The organism is Nonomuraea sp. NPDC049758 (assembly GCF_040674635.1).
In the GTDB taxonomy this organism is placed as follows: Bacteria; Actinomycetota; Actinomycetes; order Streptosporangiales; family Streptosporangiaceae; genus Nonomuraea.
Genome location: NZ_JBFAMZ010000002.1, coordinates 24,722 through 46,240, shown reverse-complemented (window position 1 = coordinate 46,240; position 21,519 = coordinate 24,722). Strand labels below are relative to the sequence as shown.

Genomic DNA, 21,519 nt, shown 5'->3' with positions numbered 1-21,519 from the left:
AACGTGTCAGATCGTGCCGGCAACCTCGGAGGCGCCGGGGACGTCGCTCAGCGGGCGCGAGGCCGGGCCGATGTAGTTGGCGCTCGGACGCACCAGCCGGCCCGTGCGCTTCTGCTCCAGGATGTGCGCGGCCCAGCCGGCCGTGCGGGCGCAGGTGAACATCGAGGTGAACATGTGCGAGGGCACCTCGGCGAAGTCCAGCACCACGGCCGCCCAGTACTCGACGTTCGTGGCGAGCACCCGGTCGGGCTTGCGGGCGTGCAGCTCCTCCAGGGCGGCCTGCTCCAGCGCCGCCGCGACCTCGTAGCGGGGCGCGTCGAGCTCCTTGGCGGTGCGGCGCAGCACGCGGGCGCGCGGGTCCTCCGCGCGGTAGACGCGGTGGCCGAAGCCCATGAGCCGGTTGCCCTTGTCGAGCTCGCTCTGGACGTACTTCTTGGCGTCGCCCAGCTGCTCCACGCCTTCGATCATGTGGAGCACGCGGGCGGGGGCGCCGCCGTGCAGCGGGCCCGACATCGCGCCCACGGCGCCGGAGAGCGCCGCGGCCACGTCGGCGCCGGTGGAGGCGATGACGCGGGCGGTGAACGTGGACGCGTTCATGCCGTGCTCGGCGGCCGAGGTCCAGTAGGCGTCGATGGCCTTGACGTGCTTGGGATCAGGCTCACCGCGCCAGCGGATCATGAAGCGTTCGACGATGGTCTTCGCCTCGTCGACCCGGCTCTGCGGCACCATCGGCAGGCCGAGGCCGCGCGCGGACTGCGCGACGAAGGAGAGCGCCATCACGGAGGCGCGCGCGAGCTGGTCGCGGGCCTCCTCGTCACTGATGTCGAGCAGGGGCTTGAAGCCATAGGCCGGAGCCAGCATGGCCAGCGCACTCTGCACGTCTACGCGGATGTCACCGGAGTGGACAGGGATGGGGTACGGCTCCGCCGGGGGCAGGCCCGGCTGGAACTTGTTGTCGACCAGCAGGCCCCAAACGTGCCCGAACGGGACACGGCCGACCAGCTCCTCGATGTCGACGCCCCGGTATCGAAGGGCGCCCCCTTCTTTGTCCGGTTCCGCGATCTCGGTCTCGAAAGCTACGACGCCTTCGAGGCCGGGTTTGAAGTCGGACATGCTCGGCCGCCTCCCTTTCTTGCCATGTAACGGCAATGCCTTGATGTCGAGATACCGGCGGGTCAATTTAACCCCCTCCCAGGTCATGGTCGGTCTCGGGACCCGCCGAAACGTCAAACCCGCTGGTAGGGAGCCTGCTGTGGGCACGTGTCCCGCGACCTTCGTCAGGCCGCCGAACGCGCCCTAGCGTGGGATCTGCCACATGAGCGCGCAAGAATACCGTCTCGTGGATGCCACCCCGCGCCCGCCCCTGCTGGCGGCGCTACGCCGAACGTACGAGGGCGAGCCGTTGCTCGAGACCGACCTCGCGTCCGACCCCGTCGCGCAGTTCACCGTCTGGTTCCAGGACGCGCTCGACGCCGGCCTGCCCGAACCCAACGCCATGGTCCTCGCCACCGCCTCCGCGGGCGGCCGGCCGAGCGCCAGGACGGTCCTGCTCAAGGGCTACGACGAGAACGGCTTCGTCTTCTACACCAACTACGAGTCCCGCAAAGGCCGCGACCTGGCCGAGAACGGACGCGCCTCGCTGCTGTTCCCCTGGCACGCCATCCGCCGCCAGATCCGCATCGAGGGCACCGTCGCCCGCATCTCCCACCAGGAGTCGGCCGACTACTACAACTCCCGCCCGTACGGCTCCCGCATCGGGGCCTGGGCCTCGCGGCAGTCGGCGGTCGTGCGCTCGCGCGAGGAGCTCGACGAGCGCTACGAGGAGCTGTCCGCCCGCTGGCCGGAGGATCCGCCGGTGCCCGACTTCTGGGGCGGCTTCCGGGTGACGCCGACCGAGGTGGAGTTCTGGCAGGGCCAGCTCGACCGGATGCACGACAGGCTGCGCTACCGGCGCACCCGACCCGGTTGGGCTTTGGAGAGACTTGCACCTTAAATTGCCTTAGGTGGCATTCGGGGAACTGGTCAAACGTCATCTTGTGGACACAAGGCCGCTGGCCGTGCCCGCGTACCGGCGGATCTGGTCCGGCCAGGCCGTCTCGAACGTGGGCGTCGCCGTCACCGTCGTGGCGGTCGGCCAGCAGGTCTACGACCTGACCCACTCCTCGCTCTGGGTGGGCCTGCTCGGCATGGCCAACCTCGTCCCGCTGCTGGTCTTCGGGCTGTGGGGCGGGGCCGTCGCCGACGCCTTCGACCGGCGCAGGCTGCTCGTCATCGGCTCGCTCATCACCTGGGCGGCCACCCTGGTCATCCTGGCGCAGGCCCTCCTCGCGCTGGGCAACGTCTATCTGATCTTCGCGGCGACGGCGGTCAACGCCACCGGGTTCGCGATCACCGGCCCGACCAGGGGATCGGTGATCCCGCGCATCCTCGACCCCGAGCTGGTGCCGGCCGCCAACGCGCTCAACTCGCTGGTCTACAGCCTCGGCGCGGTCGTCGGCCCGATGCTCGGCGGCGTGCTGCTGGCCACCGGCGGCGACCACCCGAACTACGCCGCCGCCTACGCGGTGGACGCCCTGCTGTTCAGCGGTGGCCTCTACGCGGCCCTCAGGCTGCCCGCCCTGCCCCCGCTGGGCGAGGTGACACGTCCGGGAGCCCGGGCGGTCTGGGAGGGCCTCAGCTTCATCGCCAGGAGCCCGGTGCTGCTGATGTCGTTCGTCGTGGACATCATCGCGATGGTGTTCGCCATGCCGCGCGCCCTCTACCCCGAGCTGGCCGCCGATCGGTTCGGCGGCTCGATGACCGCGCTCGGCTGGGTGACCTCCGCCATGGCGATCGGCTCGGTCGCCGGCGCGCTGTTCTCCGGCTGGGTGGGCCGGATCTCGCGGCAGGGCGTCGCGCTCGTGCTGGCCATCGCCATGTGGGGGCTCGCCGTCGCCGCCGCGGGGCTGGTGCGCGAGCTGTGGCTGGTCGTGGCGTTCATGGCGGTCGGCGGCGTGGCCGACGTGATCTCGTCGGTGTGGCGGCAGTCGATCCTGCAGCTCTACGCCCCCGACGAGATGCGCGGGCGGATGCAGGGCGTGTTCATGGTGGTCGTGGCGGGCGGCCCGCGCCTCGGCGACCTGCGCGCCGGGGCGACCGCGACCGCCTTCGGGCTCACCGGCGCCTGGGTGGGCGGGGGACTGGCGTGCGCGGTCACCGTGCTCGTCGTCGGCCTGTCGGTGGCCGGGTTCCGCAACTACCGCTCCGACGCCCGCGCCGCGGCCTTGAGGTCGGAGACGAAGCCCGCGTAGGCCGCGTCCCTGTCGGGCGCGCGCAGCACCGCCGAGGGGTGGATCGTGGCCACCGCGAGCGCGTCGCCGAGCGGCACCGGCTCGCCTCTGTGCTCGGTCAGCCGGAACGCCCTGCCCAGCAGCGACCTGGCCGCCGTCGCGCCGAGCACCACGACCACGTCGGGACGCACCAGCTCCAGCTCCGCGCCGAGCCACGGCCGGCACGCCTCGATCTCGGCGACCGTCGGCTTCTGATGAATCCTTCTCTTCCCCCTGGGAGCGAAGGAGAAATGTTTGACAGCGTTCGTCAGATAAACCGCGTCCCGTTCGATTCCCGCTTCCTCCAGACCCCGATCCAGTACGCGTCCGGAGGGCCCCACGAACGGATGCCCCTCGCGGTCCTCGCGATCTCCCGGCTGCTCGCCCACCAGCATGAAACGGGCCTGCTCGGGGCCCTCGCCGAACACCGTCTGGGTGGCCTTCGCGTACAGGTCGCAGCCCTCGCAGCGGGCGGCCGCCGTCCGCAGGGAGCCGAGGTCGCGCCGGGCGGGAAGGAACTCGGCCGCTCCGTTGTTGCCGTCCTTAACCATCGTCGGTCGTTCTCCCAATAGGGTTCCTGATGACTTCTGTGCCCGTAGCGGACGGGCTCAGTCCCCGCCACGACCGGCGTAGCATTCAGTTGGGAGGAGCCTTGACCGCACACGGCCTGATCGACACGACGGAGATGTATCTCCGCACGATTTACGAGCTCGAAGAGGAGGGCATCGTCCCCCTTCGCGCCCGCATCGCGGAGCGCCTCCAGCAGAGCGGCCCCACCGTGAGCCAGACCGTCGCCCGCATGGAGCGCGACGGCCTCGTCCGCGTCGAGGGCGACCGGCACCTGTCGATGACCGACCTGGGCCGCACGCTGGCCACCCGCGTGATGCGCAAGCACCGCCTGGCCGAATGCCTGCTCACCCAGGTCATCGGCCTTCCCTGGGAAGAGGTGCACATCGAGGCGTGCCGGTGGGAGCACGTCATGTCCGAGTCGGTCGAGGCGCGGCTGGTGACGCTGCTCGACAACCCCACGGTCTGCCCGCACGGAAACCCCATCCCGGGGCTGGCCGAGCTGGGGGCGCAGGAGGTGACCGACGGCGCGGCCAGCGTGCTGACCTCGATGTCCGAGGCCGCCGGGCCGCGTGACATCCCGGTCGTGGTGCGCCGGATCAGCGAACAAGTGCAAAGCGATCCTGCTGTGATGCTTAAACTCAAGCAAGTTGGGATACAACCCGGACGCGAGGTGACGCTCGCGGCGAGCGACGACGGTGTGCGGGTGACAGGTGACGGTGACGCGAACGACACTCCCGCGGAGCTTCCGCGTGACGTTGCCGCGCACGTTTTTGTCTCCAAGCGCTGACGCGCGCGCAGCCACTTGGTTGAATCCCTCTCGGGAGGCCCTCCACTCTCCCCTGGCCAAGACAGTTGCAGGAGCACCCGTGGTCCGCTGTGCGCACAAGCCACCCCAAGGAGTGGTCTCCGGATGAAGCGATGGGGGGATCTGTCACAAGAAACGGCTGATCACCTTGGTGCCGGGTCCGTTCTGGACCATGCCGAAATGGCAGTGGTCGTGACAGACCGCTTCAGCAATCTCCTCTACTGGAATCCCTTCGCCGAGCAGCTGTTCGGCCGCCCCGGCAACGCGCCGGCGCGTGACGCGTCCGTCCTGTCCCTCGGGATCATGGAGAAGGACCACCCGCTGGCGATCGAGCTGGCCAAACACGTGCTCAAGGGCGGCGTGTGGGAGGGCACGTTCGACGTCAGGCGCGGCGACGGCACGATCGTCTACGTCCGCGCCCAGGCCGTGCCGCTGCGTCACCCGTCCGGGTCGGTCACCGGCATCGTCATCCTGGCCCGCGAGGCCCTGCGCAGCAACGAACGCGAGAAAGACCGTTTCGGGCTCCTCGAACGCATCGGCGAGCGGCTGGCCGGCTCCCTCTACGTCGAGGAGACGCTCAAGCGGGTGGCCGAGATGCTCGTGCCGCAGTTCGCCGACCACTGCTTCATCGAGCTCATGGAGGGCGACCGGCTGGTCCGCCGGGTCTCGGAGCACGTCCAGGGCTGGACCCCGCCCGCGGGCACGTGGAAGCCGGTGGGCGCGGAGATCCGCTACCCCTCCGGCCACTACGCCGACACCGCGCTGCGCCGCCAGGAGACCATCCTCGTCGAGGACTTCTCCACCACCAGCTACCCGTCGCCGCACGAGGGCAGCGCGCGCCTGGCCAGTGAGATCGGCATGACCTCGGCCATCGTCGCCCCCCTGCTGGTGCGCGGCGAGACGCTGGGCCTGATGTACCTCGGCCTGTCCAACCTGACCGACCGGCGCAGCCCCCACTACGACGCCTTCGACCGCGACTTCGTGGGCGCCATCGCCACCCGCGTGGCCCTCGCGATCGACAACGCGCTGCTGTTCGAGGAGGAGCGGCACACCGCCGAGTCGTTCCAGAAGCACCTGCTGCCCAGGGCGCTGCCCCAGCTCGACGGCCTCGACATCGCGGTGCGCTACTACCCGGCGGCCCCGCTCGCCTCCCACGGCCAGGGCATCCAGACCCAGGTCGGCGGCGACTGGTACGACGTGATCCCGCTCTCGGCCGGCCGGGTCGGCATCGTGATCGGCGACGTCGAGGGCAGGGGCGCCAAGGCCGCGGCCATCATGGGCCAGCTCAGGGCGGCGCTGCGGGCCTTCGCGCAGGACGACAAGTCGCCCGCCGACATCCTGGCCAGGCTCGACGAGTGGACCCGCATCATCGCCACCCCCGAGCAGGACGACAACGGCGCCGACGTCAGCATCCCGCCCATCGTCACCTGCCAGTACCTCGTCTACGACGCCTGGTCCCGGCAGCTCTCCTTCGCCAACGCCGGGCACGCGCCGCCGCTGCTGGTGGTCGACGGCCAGTGCCTGGAGATGGACATCGAGGAGGTCGGCCAGCCGCTCGGCGTCCGGGCCAAGGGCCTGCACGCCGACCTGGTCTACAAGGAGGAGACCCGCACCCTCCCGCCGGGCGCGGCGCTGCTGCTCTACACCGACGGGCTGGTCGACCGGCGTCCGGGCCGCGACGGCAGGATGCCGAGCGAGGAGGAGACGCTCGGCGTGCTGTGCGAGAAGCTCGCCAAGATGGCCGACGCCGACGTCGAGCGCATCGCCGACGCCGCCACGATCGCGGTGCCCGGCGAGATCGACGACGACATGGCGATCCTGGTCGTCCGCTCCAGCGACGTCGACCTCGACGTCGAGGAGCGCACCTTCCCGGCCCAGCCGATCATGGTCGGCGAGGCGCGCCGCATGGCCTCCGAGGCGTTCTCCGGCTGGAACGTGCCCGAGGAACGCGCGGAGCTGGCCTGCCTGCTGGTCTCCGAGGTCGTCACCAACGTGGTGCTGCACGCCTCCACCGCCAACTCCCCGCGCCGGGAGCTGGTCGTCGAGGGGCCGCCGCTGCCGTTCGAGGAGTCCTGGGACATGCCGGGCTTCGAGGAGGAGCCGGTCGGCGACAAGGAGTTCACGCTGAGGCTGCGCAGGGGCGAGGAGTCGGTCTGGGTCGAGGTCTTCGACCAGGACCTCCGCCTGCCCCGCATCCGCAGCGCCGGGGAGAACGACGAGGGCGGCCGCGGCCTCTACCTGGTCGACCAGCTGGCCAAGCGCTGGGGATCCCGTCCCACCAGGGAAGGCAAAGCGGTCTGGTTCGAGATTCCCACCCGGAGCAGGTGAGTGGTTCACTGGGCCGCATGGAGCTGGCCTTCGAACGCCGGGGCAGCGGCGAGCCGCTGATCCTCGTCCACGGCATCGGGCACCACTGGCAGGCATGGTTGCCGGTGATGGACCGGCTGGCCGCCGACCACACGGTGATCGCGATCGACCTGCCCGGTTTCGGGGTGTCGCCGCGGCTGCCCGCGGGCATCCCGTACACCGCGGAGTCGCTGGCGGACGCGGTCGAGTCGTTCTGCGCGCTGCTCGGCATCCAGGAGCCGCACGTGGTGGGCAACTCGCTCGGCGGCTACATCGCGCTCGAACTGGCCTCGCGCGGCGTCGTGCGCGCGGCGACCGCGTTGTCGCCGGCCGGCTTCTGGTCGCGCTCCGAGCTGCTCTACTGCCAGACGACGCTGAAGGCCCTGCGGAACTCGGCGCGTGCGATGTCGCCGGAGCAGGCGGTCAGGGCGGCCGGCAACCCGTTCATGCGGGCGGCGTCCAGCGGGGTGCTGGTGGTCCGTCCGAGCCGGCTCGACCCCGCCGGGCTGGTCGCGGCCACGCAGGCGCTGGCGGGGGCGGCGGGCTTCGACGAGACGCTGGAGTCGTTCGGCGGACTGATGCCGCCCGCCCCGCCGAAGTCGCCCATCACGATCGCCTGGGGCGAGCGCGACCGGTTGCTGCCGCGCCGCCAGGCCGTGCGCGCGGCGCGCTGGTCGGGGCAGCGGGTCAGGCTGCTCAAGGGCTGCGGGCACGTGCCGATGAGCGACGATCCGGAGCTGGTGGCCCGGGTCGTGCTGGAGGCCGACCGGGCGGCCTCCTAACGTTCTGCGTTGGCCGCCATGCGGCGCAGCACCTCGACGGCGGTCCGGTACTCCTGCGGGCTCACGCCCTGCGTGACCTGCTGCCGGAAGCGGGTGACCCGCTCGGAGACGGCCGTGTGCACGGCCCGGCCCTCGCCGGTCAGCCGCCCGTCCGCCAGCCATCCCCTCGACGTCAGGCTCTGTACGGCCTCCTCCACTCCCTCGAACGGCGCCAGCACGGCGGCGTTCTCGCCTTGGGCGGTGGCGTGCAGAAGCTGCCACTCCCTGCGCGAGGCGCCGTGGGTGGCCAGGGCCTGGCCCATCGCGTTCTCCAGCAGGTTGTCGAGGTGCTTCACCCAATATCCGATAGGTCTGTCCATGCATGTACGATAGCAACTATATGTATGAAGACAAGGAAATTGCCGCGATCGAGCGGGCGATGGTCGCGATCAGGCGCAGGCAGAGCAGGCGGGCGCTGGCCCGGCAGCACGGCGCGGCGGGCCCCGAGTTCGAGGTGCTCGACGTGATCGAGGCCGCCGGCGGGCGGCTCACCGTGTCGGCGGTCGCCGAGGCGCTCAACGTCGACCAGCCGCGGGCGAGCCGGATCGTGACGGCCGCCGTGACGGCGGGGCTGGTACGGCGGGAAGCCGACCAGGCCGACGGGCGGCGGGCGTGGCTGGTGCTGACCGACGCGGGCGCCGCCGCGCTCACGCAGGCCCGGCAGGCCCGGCAGGCGGCCTTCGCGTCGGCCACCGCCGGCTGGTCGGCGGCCGAGCGGGCCGAGTTCGCCCGGCTGCTGACCCGGTTCGTGCAGGGGATGCCGGGGTGAGCCTTCCCGGCCTCAGCGCATCGTCTGGCCCCAGACGAGCAGCATGGCGATGATGAACACGATCATCACGCCCGCGTAGCCGACGGGGCCGAGCCGGAAGGCCCTGCGCACGCGGTTGAGCCCCCAGGCGAACAGTAACGCCAGGAAAACGAGGAGGATCAGGCCGCCGTCCATGCTGACAGTATGCGGCGCGGCCCGGCCGGGCGCGCGCCCGCCGTCAGAATCCGAAGGACCGGCCGATGATCTCCTTCATGATCTCGGTGGTGCCGCCGTAGATGGTCTGGACGCGGCTGTCCAGCCACGCCTTGGCGACTGGGTACTCCATCATGTAGCCGTAGCCGCCGTGGAGCTGGAGGCAGCGGTCGATGACCTTGTTCTGCAGCTCGGTCGTCCACCATTTGGCCTTGGCGGCGTCCACGACGGTGAGCTGCCGGGCGTTGAGCGCCAGGATGCACTTGTCCACGTAGTGGCGGGCGATCTCCGTCTCGGTCGCCAGCTCGGCCAGGACGAAGCGGGTGTTCTGGAACGAACCGATGTTGCGGCCGAACGCCTGGCGGGTCTTGCAGTACTCGATCGTCTGCTCCAGCACCGTCTCCGCCGCGGCGACCGCCGCCACGGCGATCGACAGGCGTTCCTGGGGCAGGTTGTTCATCAGGTGGAAGAAGCCCTCGCCCTCGTTCGGGCCGAGGCGGTTGGCGACAGGCACGCGCACGTTCTCGAAGAACAGCTCGGCGGTGTCCTGGGCCTTCATGCCGACCTTGTCCAGGTTCCGGCCGCGGTTGAAGCCGTCCATGCCGCGCTCGACCACGATCAGCGTCGTTCCCCTGGCCCCCGCCTCGGGGTCGGTCTTGGCGACCACGACCACGAGGTCGGCGTTGACGCCGTTCGTGATGAACGTCTTCTGGCCGTTGACCACGTAGTGGTCGCCCTCGCGGACGGCGGTGGTCCTGATGCCCTGCAGGTCGCTGCCGGCGCCCGGCTCGGTCATCGCGATCGCGGTGATGAGCTCGCCGGAGGCGAAGCCGGGCAGCCAGCGCTGCTTCTGCTCGTCGTCGGTGAGCTCGACGACGTACGGGGCCATGACGTCGTTGTGCAGCGAGAAGCCCAGGCCGGAGGCGCCGGTCCTGATGATCTCCTCGACGATCACCGCGTTGTAGCGGAAGTCGGTGATGCCGGATCCGCCGTACTCCTCGGGGACGCCGAAGCCGAACATGCCGATCTCGCCGGCCTTCTTCCAGACCTCGCGGGGCACGATGCCGTCCTTCTCCCACTGGCCGTGGTGCGGCACGACCTCGCGGGCCATGAACTCGCGCACGGTTTCCCTGAAGAGCAGGTGCTCCTCGTCGAAGAGGTCTCGCTGCATCGATTCGCCTCCAAGCAGGTGTCGTGCACGACAGAATACGATTCTGTTACCCGGAGGTATACCCGCTTTCGCGGCGGGGGAGGCGGCGGGGGAGGCGGCGGGGGACACGGCAGGGGACACGGCAGGGGACACGGCTTCATCACAAGTGCTGGAACTTGGGGGAAACCGCCTGCGTTGCGGGTGTTTTCGACTCTAAGATCTACCCTCGGTCTATTTGTGATGATCGGAGTGTCCCGTGAGTCGGTGGCGCAAGTCGTTGCTCGCCGCGTCGATCGCATCGGTGGCGGCCGTCGGGGTCGTCGCGTTGCCCGGCGTCCCGGCCTCGGCCGCACCGGCCGACCTGGACGTGCAGTACGAATGCGTTCCCTCCGGGGCCGACAGCATCGTGCGGCACGCACCGGTACGCCTGAACACCCATCTCACCTTCGCCACCGACCTGGTGGTCGGCGACCCGCTGAACTTCACCTGGAAGCTCGACTACGCCGACCACGGACGGCTCCAGTCGCCCGGCTACTTTGCTCCGGGCGCCAACGTGCACGCCACCGGCAACGTCGAGCTGACCAGCAGCTGGCAGGGCATCCTGCAGCCGAAGGGCTCGGTCGAGCAGAAGGGCAAGCTGCGCCCCGACGGCGAACTGTCGCTGCCCGAGTCCCTGAACGACCCCGGCCTGATCGACAAGGTCGGGAACATCAAAGTCACGCCGAAGGACATCGAGCTCGACTTCACCCCGCCGGACGGCACGGTCGTCGCCAACGACGGCAACGAGAGCGACAACCCGACCGACATGAAGGTCAACTACGGCCCCGGCTGGACCTCGATCGACGACCGTCCTGGCTCCGAGAACCACGTGCACAACGACCTGCACGAGACCAACGACCTCGGCGCCTGGGCCGAGCTGAGCTTCACCGGCACCGGCGTGGAGTACATCGGGCCGCACGACAAGGACGCCGGCCCGGTGGACATCTACATCGACGGCAGCAAGGTGGCCACGGAGGACCCCTCGCGCTCCGACGACGACCTGCCGGTCAACGACGACCTCGACGGCGGCTTCACGATCTGGAAGTCGCCGGAGCTGAAGTACGGCAAGCACACCATCAGGATCGTGAACGCCTCCACCAAGCCTGCCTGGCTCGACGCGTTCAAGGTGTCCACCAACACCGCCAAGATCCCGACGGGCTACCACGGCGCGAAGTGCAAGCTCGTCGGCGGGCCGGTCTCGGTGACGGTGACCGTACGGGAGAAGTCGGGACCGACGAACAGCGAGACCCCCACCCCGGACCCGTCGAAGACCCCCACCACGAGCCCCACGCCGACGCTCACCCCGACCGGCACCGGCACGTCCACCGCCACGAGCACCCCCACGCACCGCCACTCCCAGCCCACCCCGACCAACGGGCTCGGGCACGTGGTCGTGGTGCCGGCGGTCACGGGGACGAGCACGAGCACGGCCACGCCCACCGCGACCGGCCCGACGGCGACCACGTACGTCAGGGCGCAGGTGGCCAAGGTGCCCAAGGGCGGGGTGGACACCGGTGAGGCGCCCGACGAGCCGGACCGGCCGTACGGGCTGATGGCCAGTGGGGCGATGTTGCTCATGGGCAGCGCGGGCGGCGGGCTCGCCCTGCGCCGCCGCAGGGCCGCGCACGCGGGAGGAACGAAGTGATGGCCGAGCAGAAGACTCCGATGCAGCGGGCGATGCCCGGGCTGCTGATCGCCGGTTCGCTGGCCGGCGTCGGCGCGATCATGGTGGGCCTGCTCTCCGTGGCGCCCAAGGTGGACGACGGCTCCGGCACGCTGGCCGCCGCCGACCGGCCGACCGCCGTGCAGATCGAGAACGCGGGCGCGTTCGTGCTGCCCGCGACCGTGGGACCGGGTGGCAAGGGCGCGACGCTGACCCCGGCCCGGCCGGACGCGCCGCCGCCGCTGGCCGCGGCCCCGACCGTGCCGCCGATCCCCAAGGCCAGGACGAAGGCCGCCAAGGCCAAGGCGAAGCCCAGCCGGATCAAGATCCCCAAGATCAAGGTGAACGCCCCCATCGGCGGTGTCACCGTGGACATCAAGGGCAACCTGGGCACTCCGCCGCTGACGCGGCCGAACCAGACCGGCTGGTACCGCTTCTCGCCGGTGCCTGGCGAGCTCGGGCCCGCGATCATCAACGGCCACGTCAGCACCCGCAAGGGCCCCGCCGTCTTCGACCGCCTGCGCGAGCTGGCCAAGGGCGACCAGATCTACGTGTACCGGTCGGACGGGAAGGTCACCCGGTTCACGGTGAGCGGGATCGAGCAGGTCAGCAAGTCGGCGTTCCCGACGTCCCGGGTGTACGGGAACACCAAGGACTCGCAGCTCCGGCTGATCACGTGTGGCGGCGTCTTCAACAAGGAGGCGCACAGCTACACGGACAACATCGTGGTGTACGCGACGTTGTCGAAGAAGAAGGGCTGATGGGGTTTTTGGGGCGGATTTTGGGTTTTACGGGAAGTTGACAGGGACAGTTCGTAGGATCTCAACCGAACCGTGACCATCGGCTGGAATTCTGGCACGACTGTTGACACTGCGCTGAAACGGAGATGGACCCGTGCTTACGTCCCAGGCGTGGCGCCGCCTCGCCCACAAGACCTCCGCCTTGGGATTGATGGGCACACTCGCCGTCTCCGTCGGCTCACTGGTCGGCCTGTCCTCCCCCGCCGAAGCGGCGATGGCGGACCCCCTGAAGATCACCTACAACTGCACGGGTGGCGCCCTGCAGGCTGGTCCCGTGATCGTGACGATCACGCCCCCGGCGTCGGTGGAACCGGCCAAGTCGACGACGATCGACTGGACGTTCCCGGCGATCCCGGTGACGAAGGCCCTGACCGCCGGTGAGACCGTCACCACCGGCGGCGGCGACCTCGCGGTGACCGGAGGGACTCCCGCCCAGCTCAAGGGCGCCGGGACAGGCACGACCACGGCGGTCGCGATGGGCCAGACCTACACGCCTCCCAAGATGTCGGCGTCGGTCAGCGTGACCGCGACGACGGGGGGCAACCTCATCCTCGCGCCGGCCACGACGGCGACCGGGACGACGCCGTTGCTGAGCATCAAGATCGGCCAGGACACGACGACCTGCGCCTCCGCGTCGTCCGCCCCCACCACCGTCTCGATCCCGGTTCAGACCGGCGGTGGCGGCACCGGGACCGATGTGGTCCAGTACAAGTGTGACCTGGTGGACACGACGATCAACGATCCGGCCTATCCGGCCGACGTGGACATCAAGATCACCCCCGGCACCCTGCCCACCAACGCCAAGGCGAACGAGGAAGTCAGCATCTCGTGGACCAGCACCATCGATGCCAGCAGCCTTGACACGCTGAAGGCCCCCACCGGCTTCCCCGCGAGCGGCGGCAAGTACTTCCTCAACGTGAAGGCGTCCGGTGCGGGGGTCACCCAGCCCGCGGCGGCCGAGGGCGCGCTGACCAACGTCGTCGTCGGGCAGGACATCACCACGCTGCCCAGCGTCACCCTCAAGGTGAAGCCCACCACGACCGGCACGGTGACGCTCACCCCCGGCGACCTGATCCTCGGCACCTCGGCCACGGCGACCACCGGCAGCGCGATCAAGTGCGTGGCTCCCACGACGGGCCTCAAGAACCACACCTTCCAGGTAGCCGCAGGCTCGGGGACGACCCCGACGCCCACGCCGACCCCCACTCCCACGCCGACCCCCACCCCCAAGCCGACCAAGACCAGCACCGCGACCGTGACCGTCACCCCGCCCGACAAGTCCAAGACGCCCAAGGCGGGGGCCGACACCGGGGCCGGGGGTATGGCGGGGCCTGACGGGCGGTTGTTCGTGCTGACCGGCACCGTTCTGATCGCGGCCGCGGCGGCCGGTGGGCTGGTGCTGCGCCGGCGTACCGCGGGCAGGGGCTGAGCGGCGTGGCCGGGCAGTATCCGTACGGCGGCCCGCCACCGCGGGACCGGGGGAGCACCGCGCTCAGGACCGTGCTGATCGGCGCGGCCATCGCCGGGGTCGTCACGGTCGTGGCGGGCATGCTGATGGTGCTGCAGTCGCCCGAGGAGTACGGCATGGACAGGGACGCCCTGCCCGTGGCCGTGCAGACGCAGGCGGCCGGGCAGCCGCAGCAGGCGTTGTTCCAGGCCCCGCCGGACCAGCCGCCGCCGCTGCCGGAGATCACGCCGGCGCCGCCGATGCTGCCCTCGACGCCGATCCGGATCGTGATCAAGCGGCTCGGCATCAATGCGCCGATCAAGTCGGTGGGGCTGGCCAAGGACGGGACGATCGAGGTGCCGCCGTCCGACAATCCCAACCTGGTCGGGTGGTACCGGAACATGTCCACGCCGGGCCAGGAGGGCCCGGCGGTGCTGCTCGGCCACAAGGACACCCGGACGCGCAGCGCCGTGTTCAGCCGCCTCGGTGAGCTCAAGCACGGCGACACCATCGAGGTCAGGCGTCAGGACAAGACGACCGCCGTGTTCACGGTCGGCGGCGTGGAGCAGGCGAGCAAGAAGACGTTCCCGACCGAGCGCGTCTACGGGAGCCGGGACAACGCCCAGCTCCACCTCATCACCTGCGGTGGTGCCTACGATCGCACCATCGGTCACTACAACGACAACATCATCGTCTACGCGACGATGACGAGCTCCTATCGAAGCTGATTGGCGGAGGCGGGCATGGGCTGGCTGGCGAAGCGGAAACTGCGTACTGGCCCGACGGCGGCCCTGCCCGCCAGACCGGACCCCGCCGAGTTGTTGCGGATCGTCCAACTGGCCGACCCGGACGCCCGGCGCGAGGGCGACGACATCGTGGCGGCCGACGTGCGGGTGTGCGCGCCGGTCGAGGCCGACGCCGAGCTGACCGGCGGGGTGCTGGAGAAGGCGTGGGCCTGCCGGGTCACCGCCGAGGGGCCGCTGCCGTTCGACTTCTTCGACCGTTACCTGGCCGAGGGGCTGGCCTTCCGGCTCAAGGGGCTCGCGGTGTGCCGGGGCGAGGTGAGCGATCCGGCCGACGGCGTGGAGGGCGGTCCCGCCGTCATCCTGCCCGTACGCCCGTCCGCCGACGACCTGGCGCCGCTGCTGGAGCGGGGGGAGGACGAGTTCACGTACACATCGGGCGACATCCGGGCCGCGCTCGTGCCGCAGAAGGGGCAGCCGCCGGCGGTTCGGGAGCTGCTGCCGTTCGCCACCGAGCTGACCGCGATCGAGCTGCGCGGCGAGGAGCCCGTCAAGCTCGGAAGCCTGGCGCTGGAGCTGGCAGAATCGCTGAACGGCCTGGTGGTGGACCGGTGGCGGTTCAGGGTCGACGCCGCGGAGGACCTTCTGGCCCCGGAGTGACGAGCCACAGAACGTCGTTCTGTTGTAGTCTCTCCTCAATAACCGAATAATGCTCGGTTTCCAGGAGGCACTGTGGCAGAGGCGTACATCGTCGGAGCGGTCCGTACTCCGGTCGGCAAGAAGAAGGGCGGGCTTTCCACCGTCCATCCCACCGACCTGGCCGCCCACACGCTGAAGGCGCTCATCGACCGCACCGGCGTCGATCCGGCGGCGGTCGAGGACGTCATCATGGGGTGCGTCATGCAGTTCGGCCCCCAGAGCATGGACATCGCGCGGAACGCCTGGTTGTCGGCGGGTCTGCCCGAGACGACGGCCGGCGTCACGATCGACCGGCAGTGCGGGTCGTCCCAGCAGTCGATCCACTTCGCCGCCCAGGGCGTCCTGTCGGGCACCCAGGACCTGGTGGTGGCCGCGGGCGTGGAGTCGATGAGCATCGTCCCGATGGGCGCGTCGATCACCGCCGCGCTGGAGAAGGGCATGCCCTTCCCGTTCGGCGACAAGTGGGTCGAGCGCTACGGCAAGCAGGAGATCTCGCAGTTCCGCGGCGCCGAGCTGATGTGCGAGAAGTGGGGACTCCAGCGCGACGTGCTGGAGCAGTTCGCCTACGAGTCCCACCAGCGGGCCGCCAAGGCCGTCGCGAACGGCTACTTCAAGGACCAGATCGCCCCCGTCAACGGCGTCGAGGACGACGAGGGCCCGCGGCCCGACACGACGCTGGAGAAGATGGCCGGGCTCAAGACCCTCAAGGAGGGCGGCCAGATCACCGCCGCCACCTCCTCGCAGATCTCCGACGGCTCCGGCGCCGTGCTGATCGCCTCCGAGCAGGCCGTGCGCGAGCACAACCTGACCCCGCGGGCCCGCATCCACCAGCTCGCACTCATGGGCGACGACCCGGTCTACATGCTGACCGCGCCGATCCCGGCCACGCAGCGGGCGCTGCGCAAGGCGGGCATGTCGATCGACGAGATCGACGTCGTGGAGATCAACGAGGCGTTCGCCCCGGTGCCGCTGGCCTGGATCAAGGAGCTGGACGCCGACCCCGCCAAGGTCAACCCCAACGGCGGCGCCATCGCGCTCGGCCACCCGCTGGGCGGCACGGGAGCGATCCTGATGACCAAGCTGCTGCACGAGCTGGAGCGCACGGGCGGCCGTTACGGCCTGCAGACGATGTGCGAGGGCGGCGGCCAGGCCAACGTCACCATCATCGAGCGGCTCTAGCGGAACCGGACCGGAAAAGGGTGAGCGCCGCCTCCCGGGCGTAAGAGGGGAGGCGGCGCTCGCTAACTACCATCCCGGTAGTTGTCTAGCGGCCCTTGGACGGGATGATCCGCCGGGGCGGCACGACCGGGCGCTGCGGCATCTTGGGCAGTTGCCGGGGCGGCACGGGCGTGGCGGTCTTCTTCTTGGCTGAGCGAACTCGCATGCGAAGCTCCTTTACGCGAACTCAGGACGCGGCTCGGTTGAGGGCCGGGCGTCGACGAGCACAGCGTGGCCGCGTCTGTCGGACGATGGACTGAGGTGGCTGCTGTCACAGGTAAAGGCGCATGACCGACAAGCTACGGTCTGTCCGTGACGCCGGGCAACCGAATTAATCGGTCGCCGCGAGCTGCTGCTCGAAGCCCGACACCATGGCCCGCAGGCCCGCGTCGAACCACTGGTCGTAGAAGCGCAGCGCGTCCGGGTCGTGGGTCTCGGCGGTCGAGCCGACCTGGGCCAGGACGTGGCCGAGCACGTAGACGGCCACTGACTGCACCGCGTTGACGGTGTCGCCGGACGGCACGCCCGCCGCCTCGAAGCGGGCCAGCAGGCCGGAGATCAGTTCGGTGCCGAGCCGTACGTCCACCGGGTGGGTGGCCAGCAGCGGGACGGCGCGCGGGTGGGCGAGCAGGAAGCGGCGGTAGGCCACGGCGAACCCGGTCAGCGCCCGCGGCCAGTCGGGGACCGGCGTGTAACCGGCCATGGCCGCGGCGAACAGCCGGTCGACGACCAGGGACACGAGCGCGTCCCGGTTGGGGACGTGGCGGTAGAGCGACATGGCGGCCACTCCGAGGTCGGCGCCCAGGCGGCGCATGGTCAGCGCGTCGGGGCCCTCGGCGTCGAGGATGCCGACGGCCGCGGCCACGATGCGCTCGACGGTGAGCACGGCCGGACGACCCGCCCGCCTGGGTGCCTGAGTCATGCGGTCAGCGTAACGACGATCGTGGTCGCCAGCATGAGCAGGGACAGCAGGCCCACCACCATGTGCTGGACGTCGATGACCACGTCGTGGCCCGCGGTGGGCAGGACCTTCCAGGTGCGGCTGTACTCGCGCCGGTAGAGCTCGCGCTGCTCGGCCGTGGCCGGGCCGAAGTAGGGCAGCCACCAGCTCCGCACGTGCCCGGCCACGACCAGGACGCACAGGACGGTCGCGGCGATGAGCGACCACGTGCGGTGCAGCCCGATGCCGGCCGCGATGAGCAGCGGGAACGGGTAGTTGATCGCGGCGGCCAGGGCCCGGCCTCTGACGTTCGCGCCGTTGAGGTCGTTGAGCGGGAACATGGGCACCCAGTCGGTGAGGACGAGCCAGGCGAGCCACACGAGCGGGACGGTGACGGCGACCGCGATCATCGGGTTCTCCTCGAATTTGCTTACTTGATAAGCTTACACAGTACACAAATTCGGACCACGGCGGTCGAGAGCCCGGCGAGAGCCGCGGCGAGCAGGGTGACCGACAACGACGCCGGGAAGTAGGTGAGCTGCTCCCAGGTCACGTACCGCCCGTTGAGCAGCACGGAGACCCAGTTCGGATAGAACGCGAACAGCAGGACCGGCAGCAGCACCGGCACCAGCCGCAGGGCGATCTGCCACCACGGCCGCCCCGACCGCCTGGACGCCCACCGCCGCGCCCGCAGCACGCCCATGACCCCGAGGCCGGCCGCCACGACGGCGAGCAGCCCCAGCACCAGGTCGTAGAGCTGCCGGTCGCCGCCCAGGGCCGCCGGCGCGCGGCCCTCGCTCATCGCGGCCAGGCCCCGCATGATGTCGTAGGTCGGGTCGTAGAGCGAGGCGCCGTTGGTCATGACGGCGAAGCCGTAGCCGGTCTTCGGCGAGACGGCCTCGACGGCGTTGTAGGTGAACAGGTTGCCGGAGTGCACGAGCAGGCCGGACTCCTCCTCCAGGCTCCAGCCCATGCCGTAGCCGTGGAGGCCGGGCTTGTGCATGGTCTCCAGGCTCTGCTTCTTGACCAGTGGGCGGCCGGCGTCGTTCTGGGCGATCAGCCACTTGCCCATGTCCGCGGCGGTCGTGATGACCGCGCCCGAGCCGCTGCCGTCGAGGAACCCGGACGCCTCCGGCCGGGGCAGCCACATGCCGTAGACCGAGACGAAACCGTCCGCCGGCCGGACGGCCTGGGCGCTCACGGCGCTGCCGGTCATGCCGAGCGGGCCGAAGACGCGGTCCTTCATGTAGGCGTCGAACGGGTGGCCGCTCGCGGTCTCGACAAGGCGGGCGGCCAGGTCGTAGTTGACGTTGCAGTAGGCGTACCGGCTGCCCGGGTCGGCGGCCAGGCGGCCCTCGGCCAGGCGGGCGGTGTAGTCGGCCAGCGAGCTTGCGGACTCCAGGTCGCCGATGTCCAGCGAGCTGTCGGACAGCCCGGAGGTCTGGTTCAGCAACTGGCGCACGGTGATCCTGGTGTGGCGCGGGTCGGCCATCCGGAACCCGGGCAGCTGCCCGGCCACCGGCTCGTCCAGCGCGATCTTCCCTTGCTCCACCAGGGTCATCACGGCCATCGCGGTGAACGACTTGCTCACCGAGGCCACCCGCATCGGCGTGGCCGCGGTGACCGGACGCCCATCGGAGTCCTCGCCGTAGCCGGCGGCGTGCACGACCTTGTCGCCGCGGGTCACCACGACGGACAGCCCCGGCACGCCGGTGGCCTCCAGCGCCTCGCGCAGGTAGGAGTCCACGGCGGCGGGGGTCGGCTCGGCGGGGGCCGAGGCGAGGGCCGGGGCCGCGGCGGGGGTGAGGGTCAGGGCCGCGGCCAGCCCGGCGAGGGCGATCTTCAAGCTCATGCAGGCAAACGTACGGAGAACGCCCCCACCGCCGAATCTGCCGACGGTCTAGTGCCACCCCCGACGAAAGTCAGGTCTCCGTGGCGGACGGCAGCCGCTCCGGCACCGCGTCGTGGTACCGGAGCCTCGGGGCGCCGGCCGTCGTCGCGCTGGGCGTGCTTAAAGCCCTCAGGCGGGCAGTACTCCCAGCACATGACGGCGCACCGTCGGGAGGGTGCCATGACTGAGCAGACCACGTACGCGGAGAGCAGGCAGGTCGGCGAGCAGGCCAGGGAGCGCGAATGGACGCTCCCCAGCTTCGCCAAGCAGCTGTTCCTCGGCGATCTCCGGCTGGACCTGGTGCATCCGGCGCCCGGGCTGCCGGCCGAGGCCGCCGAGCGGGGCGAGGAGTTCGTCCGGGCGGTGCGGCGCTTCCTGGAGACCCAGGTCGACCCGGCCCTCATCGAGCGCACCGCGCAGGTGCCCGACGAGGTGGTCAAGGGCCTGGCCGCCCTCGGGGCGTTCGGCATCACGATCGGCACCGAGTACGGCGGCCTCGGCCTGCCCTACCTGTACTACTGCCGCACCCTCACGCTGGTCGGCTCCTACTGCCCCGCCCTGGCCACGCTGCTGTCGGCGCACCAGTCGATCGGCGTGCCGCAGCCGCTCAAGCAGTTCGGCACCGAGGAGCAGAAGCGGGAGTTCCTGCCCCGGTGCGCGGCCGGCGAGATCTCCGCCTTCCTGCTCACCGAGCCGGACGTGGGCTCCGACCCCGCCCGCCTGTCCACGACCGCCGTGCGCGACGGCGACGACTACGTGCTGAACGGCGTCAAGCTCTGGACGACGAACGGCGTCGTCGCCGACCTGCTGGTGGTCATGGCCAGGACGGGCGGGAAGATCAGCGCGTTCGTGGTCGAGGGGAACAGTCCTGGCATCACGGTCAGGCGTCGCAACAGCTTCATGGGCCTGCGCGGCATCGAGAACGGCGTCACCGAGTTCTCCCAGGTCAGGGTGCCTGCCAAGAACCTGATCGGCAAGGAGGGCCAAGGGCTGCGGATCGCGCTCACCACCCTCAACACCGGCCGCCTGTCCCTCCCGGCGACCTGTGCGGGCAGCGTCAAGTGGGCCGTGAAGATCGCCCGTGAGTGGGGCAACGCCCGCGAGCAGTGGGGGCGCAAGGTCGGCCGGCACGAGGCCGTGGCGACCAAGATCGCCTTCATCGCGGCCACGGCGTACGCGCTGGAGGCCGTCAGCGAGCTCACCGCCCGCCTGGCCGACGACCGGCGCAACGACATCAGGATCGAGGCCGCCCTCGCCAAGCTGTACGCCACCGAGCTGTCGTACCGGGCGCTGGACGAACTGGTCCAGATCAGGGGCGGCCGCGGCTACGAGACCGCCGAGTCGCTGGCCGCCCGCGGCGAGCGCGGCGTGCCCGCCGAGCAGATGCTGCGCGACGCCCGCATCAACCGCATCTTCGAGGGCTCCTCCGAGATCATGCACCTGATGATCACCCGCGAGGCCGTGGACGCGCACCTGACCGCGGCCGGCGAGCTGATCAACCCCGAGGCGTCCCCCCAGGAACGTGCCCGCGCGCTCGGCCGGGCGAGCCGCTTCTACGCCGGGTGGCTGCCGACCCTGGTGGCCGGCTCGGGCAGCCTGCCCACGGGCTACACCGCCTTCGGCCCGCTGGCCCAGCATCTGCGGTTCGTGGAGCGGACCAGCAGGAAGCTGGCCCGGTCCACCTTCTACGGCATGTCCCGGTGGCAGGGGAGGCTGGAGCACAAGCAGTCCTTCCTCGGCCGGATCGTCGACATCGGGGCCGAGCTGTTCGCCATGACGGCCGTCTGCGTGAAGGCCGAGGAGGACGCCGACGACCTCGGGCGCAGGCCGTACGAGCTGGCCGACACCTTCTGCCGCCAGGCCCGGCGCCGCGTCCGCACGCTGTTCGACGAGCTCTGGGACAACAGCGACGAGCAGGACGCGCGCCTGGCCCGGTACGTGCTCGACGGCCGCTACGAGTTCCTGGAGGAGGGCATCCTCGACCCGTCCATCGAGGGCCCGTGGATCGGCACGCCGGACGGCGGCGAGAACGTGCGGAGAAAGATCCTGTGACGCCCGGTCTAGACCGGTTGTGAGCTTTTTCTGCCCTGAGTGTTTTCAAACCGATACCAGCCGGTA

The 21,519-nt window shown here is 70.4% G+C and carries 21 protein-coding genes; 13 read left to right on the top strand and 8 right to left on the bottom strand.

Annotated features, from left to right (window positions below):
- Window positions 1-6: 6 nt before the first annotated feature.
- Window positions 7-1,113: a citrate synthase 2 gene (locus tag AB0J46_RS04395; protein WP_364326289.1), complete on the bottom strand. Its 1,107-nt coding sequence runs from the start codon at window positions 1,111-1,113 to the stop codon at window positions 7-9.
- A gap of 202 nt (window positions 1,114-1,315) precedes the next feature.
- On the opposite strand from AB0J46_RS04395, the gene pdxH reads away from it, so the two are divergent.
- Both pdxH and AB0J46_RS04385 read left to right on the top strand, forming a co-directional pair.
- Window positions 1,316-1,993, top strand: coding sequence for a pyridoxamine 5'-phosphate oxidase (gene pdxH, locus AB0J46_RS04390; protein WP_358289213.1), 678 nt, complete (start codon window positions 1,316-1,318; stop codon window positions 1,991-1,993).
- Window positions 1,994-2,003: 10 nt separating this feature from the next.
- Window positions 2,004-3,290, top strand: a complete 1,287-nt coding sequence (locus tag AB0J46_RS04385; protein WP_364326284.1) for an MFS transporter — start codon at window positions 2,004-2,006, stop codon at window positions 3,288-3,290.
- Here AB0J46_RS04385 and AB0J46_RS04380 read toward each other — a convergent pair.
- Window positions 3,236-3,859 carry a UdgX family uracil-DNA binding protein gene (locus AB0J46_RS04380; RefSeq protein ID WP_364326281.1) on the bottom strand — a complete coding sequence of 208 codons (624 nt, stop codon included), beginning with the start codon at window positions 3,857-3,859 and terminating at the stop codon, window positions 3,236-3,238. The genes AB0J46_RS04385 and AB0J46_RS04380 overlap by 55 nt on opposite strands.
- Before the next feature lie 101 nt (window positions 3,860-3,960).
- On the opposite strand from AB0J46_RS04380, the gene AB0J46_RS04375 reads away from it, so the two are divergent.
- From AB0J46_RS04375 to AB0J46_RS04365, 3 genes are all read left to right on the top strand, one after another.
- Window positions 3,961-4,665 carry a metal-dependent transcriptional regulator gene (locus AB0J46_RS04375; protein WP_364326278.1) on the top strand — a complete coding sequence of 235 codons (705 nt, stop codon included), beginning with the start codon at window positions 3,961-3,963 and terminating at the stop codon, window positions 4,663-4,665.
- A gap of 123 nt (window positions 4,666-4,788) precedes the next feature.
- Window positions 4,789-7,011: a SpoIIE family protein phosphatase gene (locus tag AB0J46_RS04370; protein WP_364326275.1), complete on the top strand. Its 2,223-nt coding sequence runs from the start codon at window positions 4,789-4,791 to the stop codon at window positions 7,009-7,011.
- Window positions 7,008-7,811 (top strand): alpha/beta fold hydrolase, encoded by an 804-nt coding sequence (locus AB0J46_RS04365; protein ID WP_364326272.1) that lies wholly within the window; start codon window positions 7,008-7,010, stop codon window positions 7,809-7,811. Before AB0J46_RS04370 ends, AB0J46_RS04365 begins: the two co-directional genes overlap by 4 nt.
- Here the strand turns inward: AB0J46_RS04365 and AB0J46_RS04360 are convergent.
- Window positions 7,808-8,170, bottom strand: a complete 363-nt coding sequence (locus tag AB0J46_RS04360; protein WP_364326270.1) for a MarR family transcriptional regulator — start codon at window positions 8,168-8,170, stop codon at window positions 7,808-7,810. The two genes, AB0J46_RS04365 and AB0J46_RS04360, sit on opposite strands and share 4 nt — an antisense overlap.
- A gap of 20 nt (window positions 8,171-8,190) precedes the next feature.
- Here AB0J46_RS04360 and AB0J46_RS04355 point away from each other — a divergent pair, with 20 nt between their 5' ends.
- Window positions 8,191-8,619: a MarR family winged helix-turn-helix transcriptional regulator gene (locus AB0J46_RS04355; protein WP_364326268.1), complete on the top strand. Its 429-nt coding sequence runs from the start codon at window positions 8,191-8,193 to the stop codon at window positions 8,617-8,619.
- Window positions 8,620-8,631: 12 nt separating this feature from the next.
- On the opposite strand, the gene AB0J46_RS04350 is transcribed toward AB0J46_RS04355, so the two are convergent.
- Together AB0J46_RS04350 and AB0J46_RS04345 are read right to left on the bottom strand one after the other, a co-directional pair.
- Window positions 8,632-8,793 (bottom strand): hypothetical protein, encoded by a 162-nt coding sequence (locus tag AB0J46_RS04350; RefSeq protein ID WP_352322270.1) that lies wholly within the window; start codon window positions 8,791-8,793, stop codon window positions 8,632-8,634.
- A 43-nt stretch (window positions 8,794-8,836) separates the two neighbouring features.
- The gene (locus tag AB0J46_RS04345; protein WP_364326266.1) at window positions 8,837-9,982 is read right to left on the bottom strand and encodes an acyl-CoA dehydrogenase family protein; all 1,146 of its coding nucleotides are present in this window, start codon (window positions 9,980-9,982) and stop codon (window positions 8,837-8,839) included.
- A 235-nt stretch (window positions 9,983-10,217) separates the two neighbouring features.
- Here AB0J46_RS04345 and AB0J46_RS04340 point away from each other — a divergent pair, with 235 nt between their 5' ends.
- The 6 genes from AB0J46_RS04340 (at window position 10,218) to AB0J46_RS04315 (ending at window position 16,531) form a co-directional block, all read left to right on the top strand.
- Entirely contained in the window at window positions 10,218-11,645 is a 1,428-nt protein-coding gene (locus AB0J46_RS04340; RefSeq protein WP_364326264.1) for a hypothetical protein, read from the top strand.
- A complete protein-coding gene (locus AB0J46_RS04335) occupies window positions 11,645-12,424 on the top strand; it encodes a class F sortase (RefSeq protein WP_352322264.1) in 780 nt (259 codons plus the stop codon). The genes AB0J46_RS04340 and AB0J46_RS04335 overlap by 1 nt, the downstream gene beginning before the upstream one ends.
- Window positions 12,425-12,557: 133 nt before the next feature.
- Entirely contained in the window at window positions 12,558-13,892 is a 1,335-nt protein-coding gene (locus AB0J46_RS04330; RefSeq protein WP_364326262.1) for a hypothetical protein, read from the top strand.
- 5 nt (window positions 13,893-13,897) lie between these two features.
- Window positions 13,898-14,638, top strand: coding sequence for a class F sortase (locus AB0J46_RS04325; protein ID WP_364326259.1), 741 nt, complete (start codon window positions 13,898-13,900; stop codon window positions 14,636-14,638).
- Window positions 14,639-14,653: 15 nt separating this feature from the next.
- Window positions 14,654-15,313: a hypothetical protein gene (locus AB0J46_RS04320; RefSeq protein WP_364326256.1), complete on the top strand. Its 660-nt coding sequence runs from the start codon at window positions 14,654-14,656 to the stop codon at window positions 15,311-15,313.
- 72 nt (window positions 15,314-15,385) lie between these two features.
- Window positions 15,386-16,531 (top strand): acetyl-CoA C-acetyltransferase, encoded by a 1,146-nt coding sequence (locus AB0J46_RS04315; RefSeq protein WP_352355351.1) that lies wholly within the window; start codon window positions 15,386-15,388, stop codon window positions 16,529-16,531.
- Between the two features lie 370 nt (window positions 16,532-16,901).
- Here AB0J46_RS04315 and AB0J46_RS04310 read toward each other — a convergent pair whose 3' ends face one another.
- The 3 genes from AB0J46_RS04310 to AB0J46_RS04300 are packed head-to-tail and all read right to left on the bottom strand — an operon-like array spanning window position 16,902 to window position 19,362.
- Window positions 16,902-17,492 carry a TetR/AcrR family transcriptional regulator C-terminal domain-containing protein gene (locus tag AB0J46_RS04310; RefSeq protein ID WP_364326253.1) on the bottom strand — a complete coding sequence of 197 codons (591 nt, stop codon included), beginning with the start codon at window positions 17,490-17,492 and terminating at the stop codon, window positions 16,902-16,904.
- On the bottom strand, window positions 17,489-17,920 hold the full coding sequence (locus tag AB0J46_RS04305; protein WP_364326250.1) for a hypothetical protein: 432 nt from the start codon (window positions 17,918-17,920) through the stop codon (window positions 17,489-17,491). The genes AB0J46_RS04310 and AB0J46_RS04305 overlap by 4 nt, the downstream gene beginning before the upstream one ends.
- Before the next feature lie 20 nt (window positions 17,921-17,940).
- Complete coding sequence (locus tag AB0J46_RS04300; RefSeq protein ID WP_364326247.1) at window positions 17,941-19,362, bottom strand: serine hydrolase domain-containing protein; 1,422 nt, start codon at window positions 19,360-19,362, stop codon at window positions 17,941-17,943.
- A gap of 219 nt (window positions 19,363-19,581) precedes the next feature.
- Here AB0J46_RS04300 and AB0J46_RS04295 point away from each other — a divergent pair, with 219 nt between their 5' ends.
- A complete protein-coding gene (locus tag AB0J46_RS04295; RefSeq protein ID WP_364326244.1) occupies window positions 19,582-21,453 on the top strand; it encodes an acyl-CoA dehydrogenase family protein in 1,872 nt (623 codons plus the stop codon).
- The last annotated feature ends 66 nt before the right edge of the window (window positions 21,454-21,519 follow it).

What these genes read in the sequence shown, in the direction of transcription:
- pdxH (WP_358289213.1), top strand. Translation starts at nt 1,316, where the DNA reads ATGAGCGCGCAAGAATACCGTCTCGTGGATGCCACCCCGCGCCCGCCC.
- AB0J46_RS04345 (WP_364326266.1), bottom strand. Translation starts at nt 9,982, where the DNA reads ATGCAGCGAGACCTCTTCGACGAGGAGCACCTGCTCTTCAGGGAAACC.
- AB0J46_RS04310 (WP_364326253.1), bottom strand. Translation starts at nt 17,492, where the DNA reads ATGACTCAGGCACCCAGGCGGGCGGGTCGTCCGGCCGTGCTCACCGTC.
- AB0J46_RS04355 (WP_364326268.1), top strand. Translation starts at nt 8,191, where the DNA reads ATGTATGAAGACAAGGAAATTGCCGCGATCGAGCGGGCGATGGTCGCG.
- AB0J46_RS04300 (WP_364326247.1), bottom strand. Translation starts at nt 19,362, where the DNA reads ATGAGCTTGAAGATCGCCCTCGCCGGGCTGGCCGCGGCCCTGACCCTC.
- AB0J46_RS04395 (WP_364326289.1), bottom strand. Translation starts at nt 1,113, where the DNA reads ATGTCCGACTTCAAACCCGGCCTCGAAGGCGTCGTAGCTTTCGAGACC.
- AB0J46_RS04320 (WP_364326256.1), top strand. Translation starts at nt 14,654, where the DNA reads ATGGGCTGGCTGGCGAAGCGGAAACTGCGTACTGGCCCGACGGCGGCC.
- AB0J46_RS04295 (WP_364326244.1), top strand. Translation starts at nt 19,582, where the DNA reads ATGACTGAGCAGACCACGTACGCGGAGAGCAGGCAGGTCGGCGAGCAG.
- AB0J46_RS04370 (WP_364326275.1), top strand. Translation starts at nt 4,789, where the DNA reads ATGAAGCGATGGGGGGATCTGTCACAAGAAACGGCTGATCACCTTGGT.
- AB0J46_RS04350 (WP_352322270.1), bottom strand. Translation starts at nt 8,793, where the DNA reads ATGGACGGCGGCCTGATCCTCCTCGTTTTCCTGGCGTTACTGTTCGCC.
- AB0J46_RS04335 (WP_352322264.1), top strand. Translation starts at nt 11,645, where the DNA reads ATGGCCGAGCAGAAGACTCCGATGCAGCGGGCGATGCCCGGGCTGCTG.
- AB0J46_RS04305 (WP_364326250.1), bottom strand. Translation starts at nt 17,920, where the DNA reads ATGATCGCGGTCGCCGTCACCGTCCCGCTCGTGTGGCTCGCCTGGCTC.
- AB0J46_RS04380 (WP_364326281.1), bottom strand. Translation starts at nt 3,859, where the DNA reads ATGGTTAAGGACGGCAACAACGGAGCGGCCGAGTTCCTTCCCGCCCGG.
- AB0J46_RS04360 (WP_364326270.1), bottom strand. Translation starts at nt 8,170, where the DNA reads ATGGACAGACCTATCGGATATTGGGTGAAGCACCTCGACAACCTGCTG.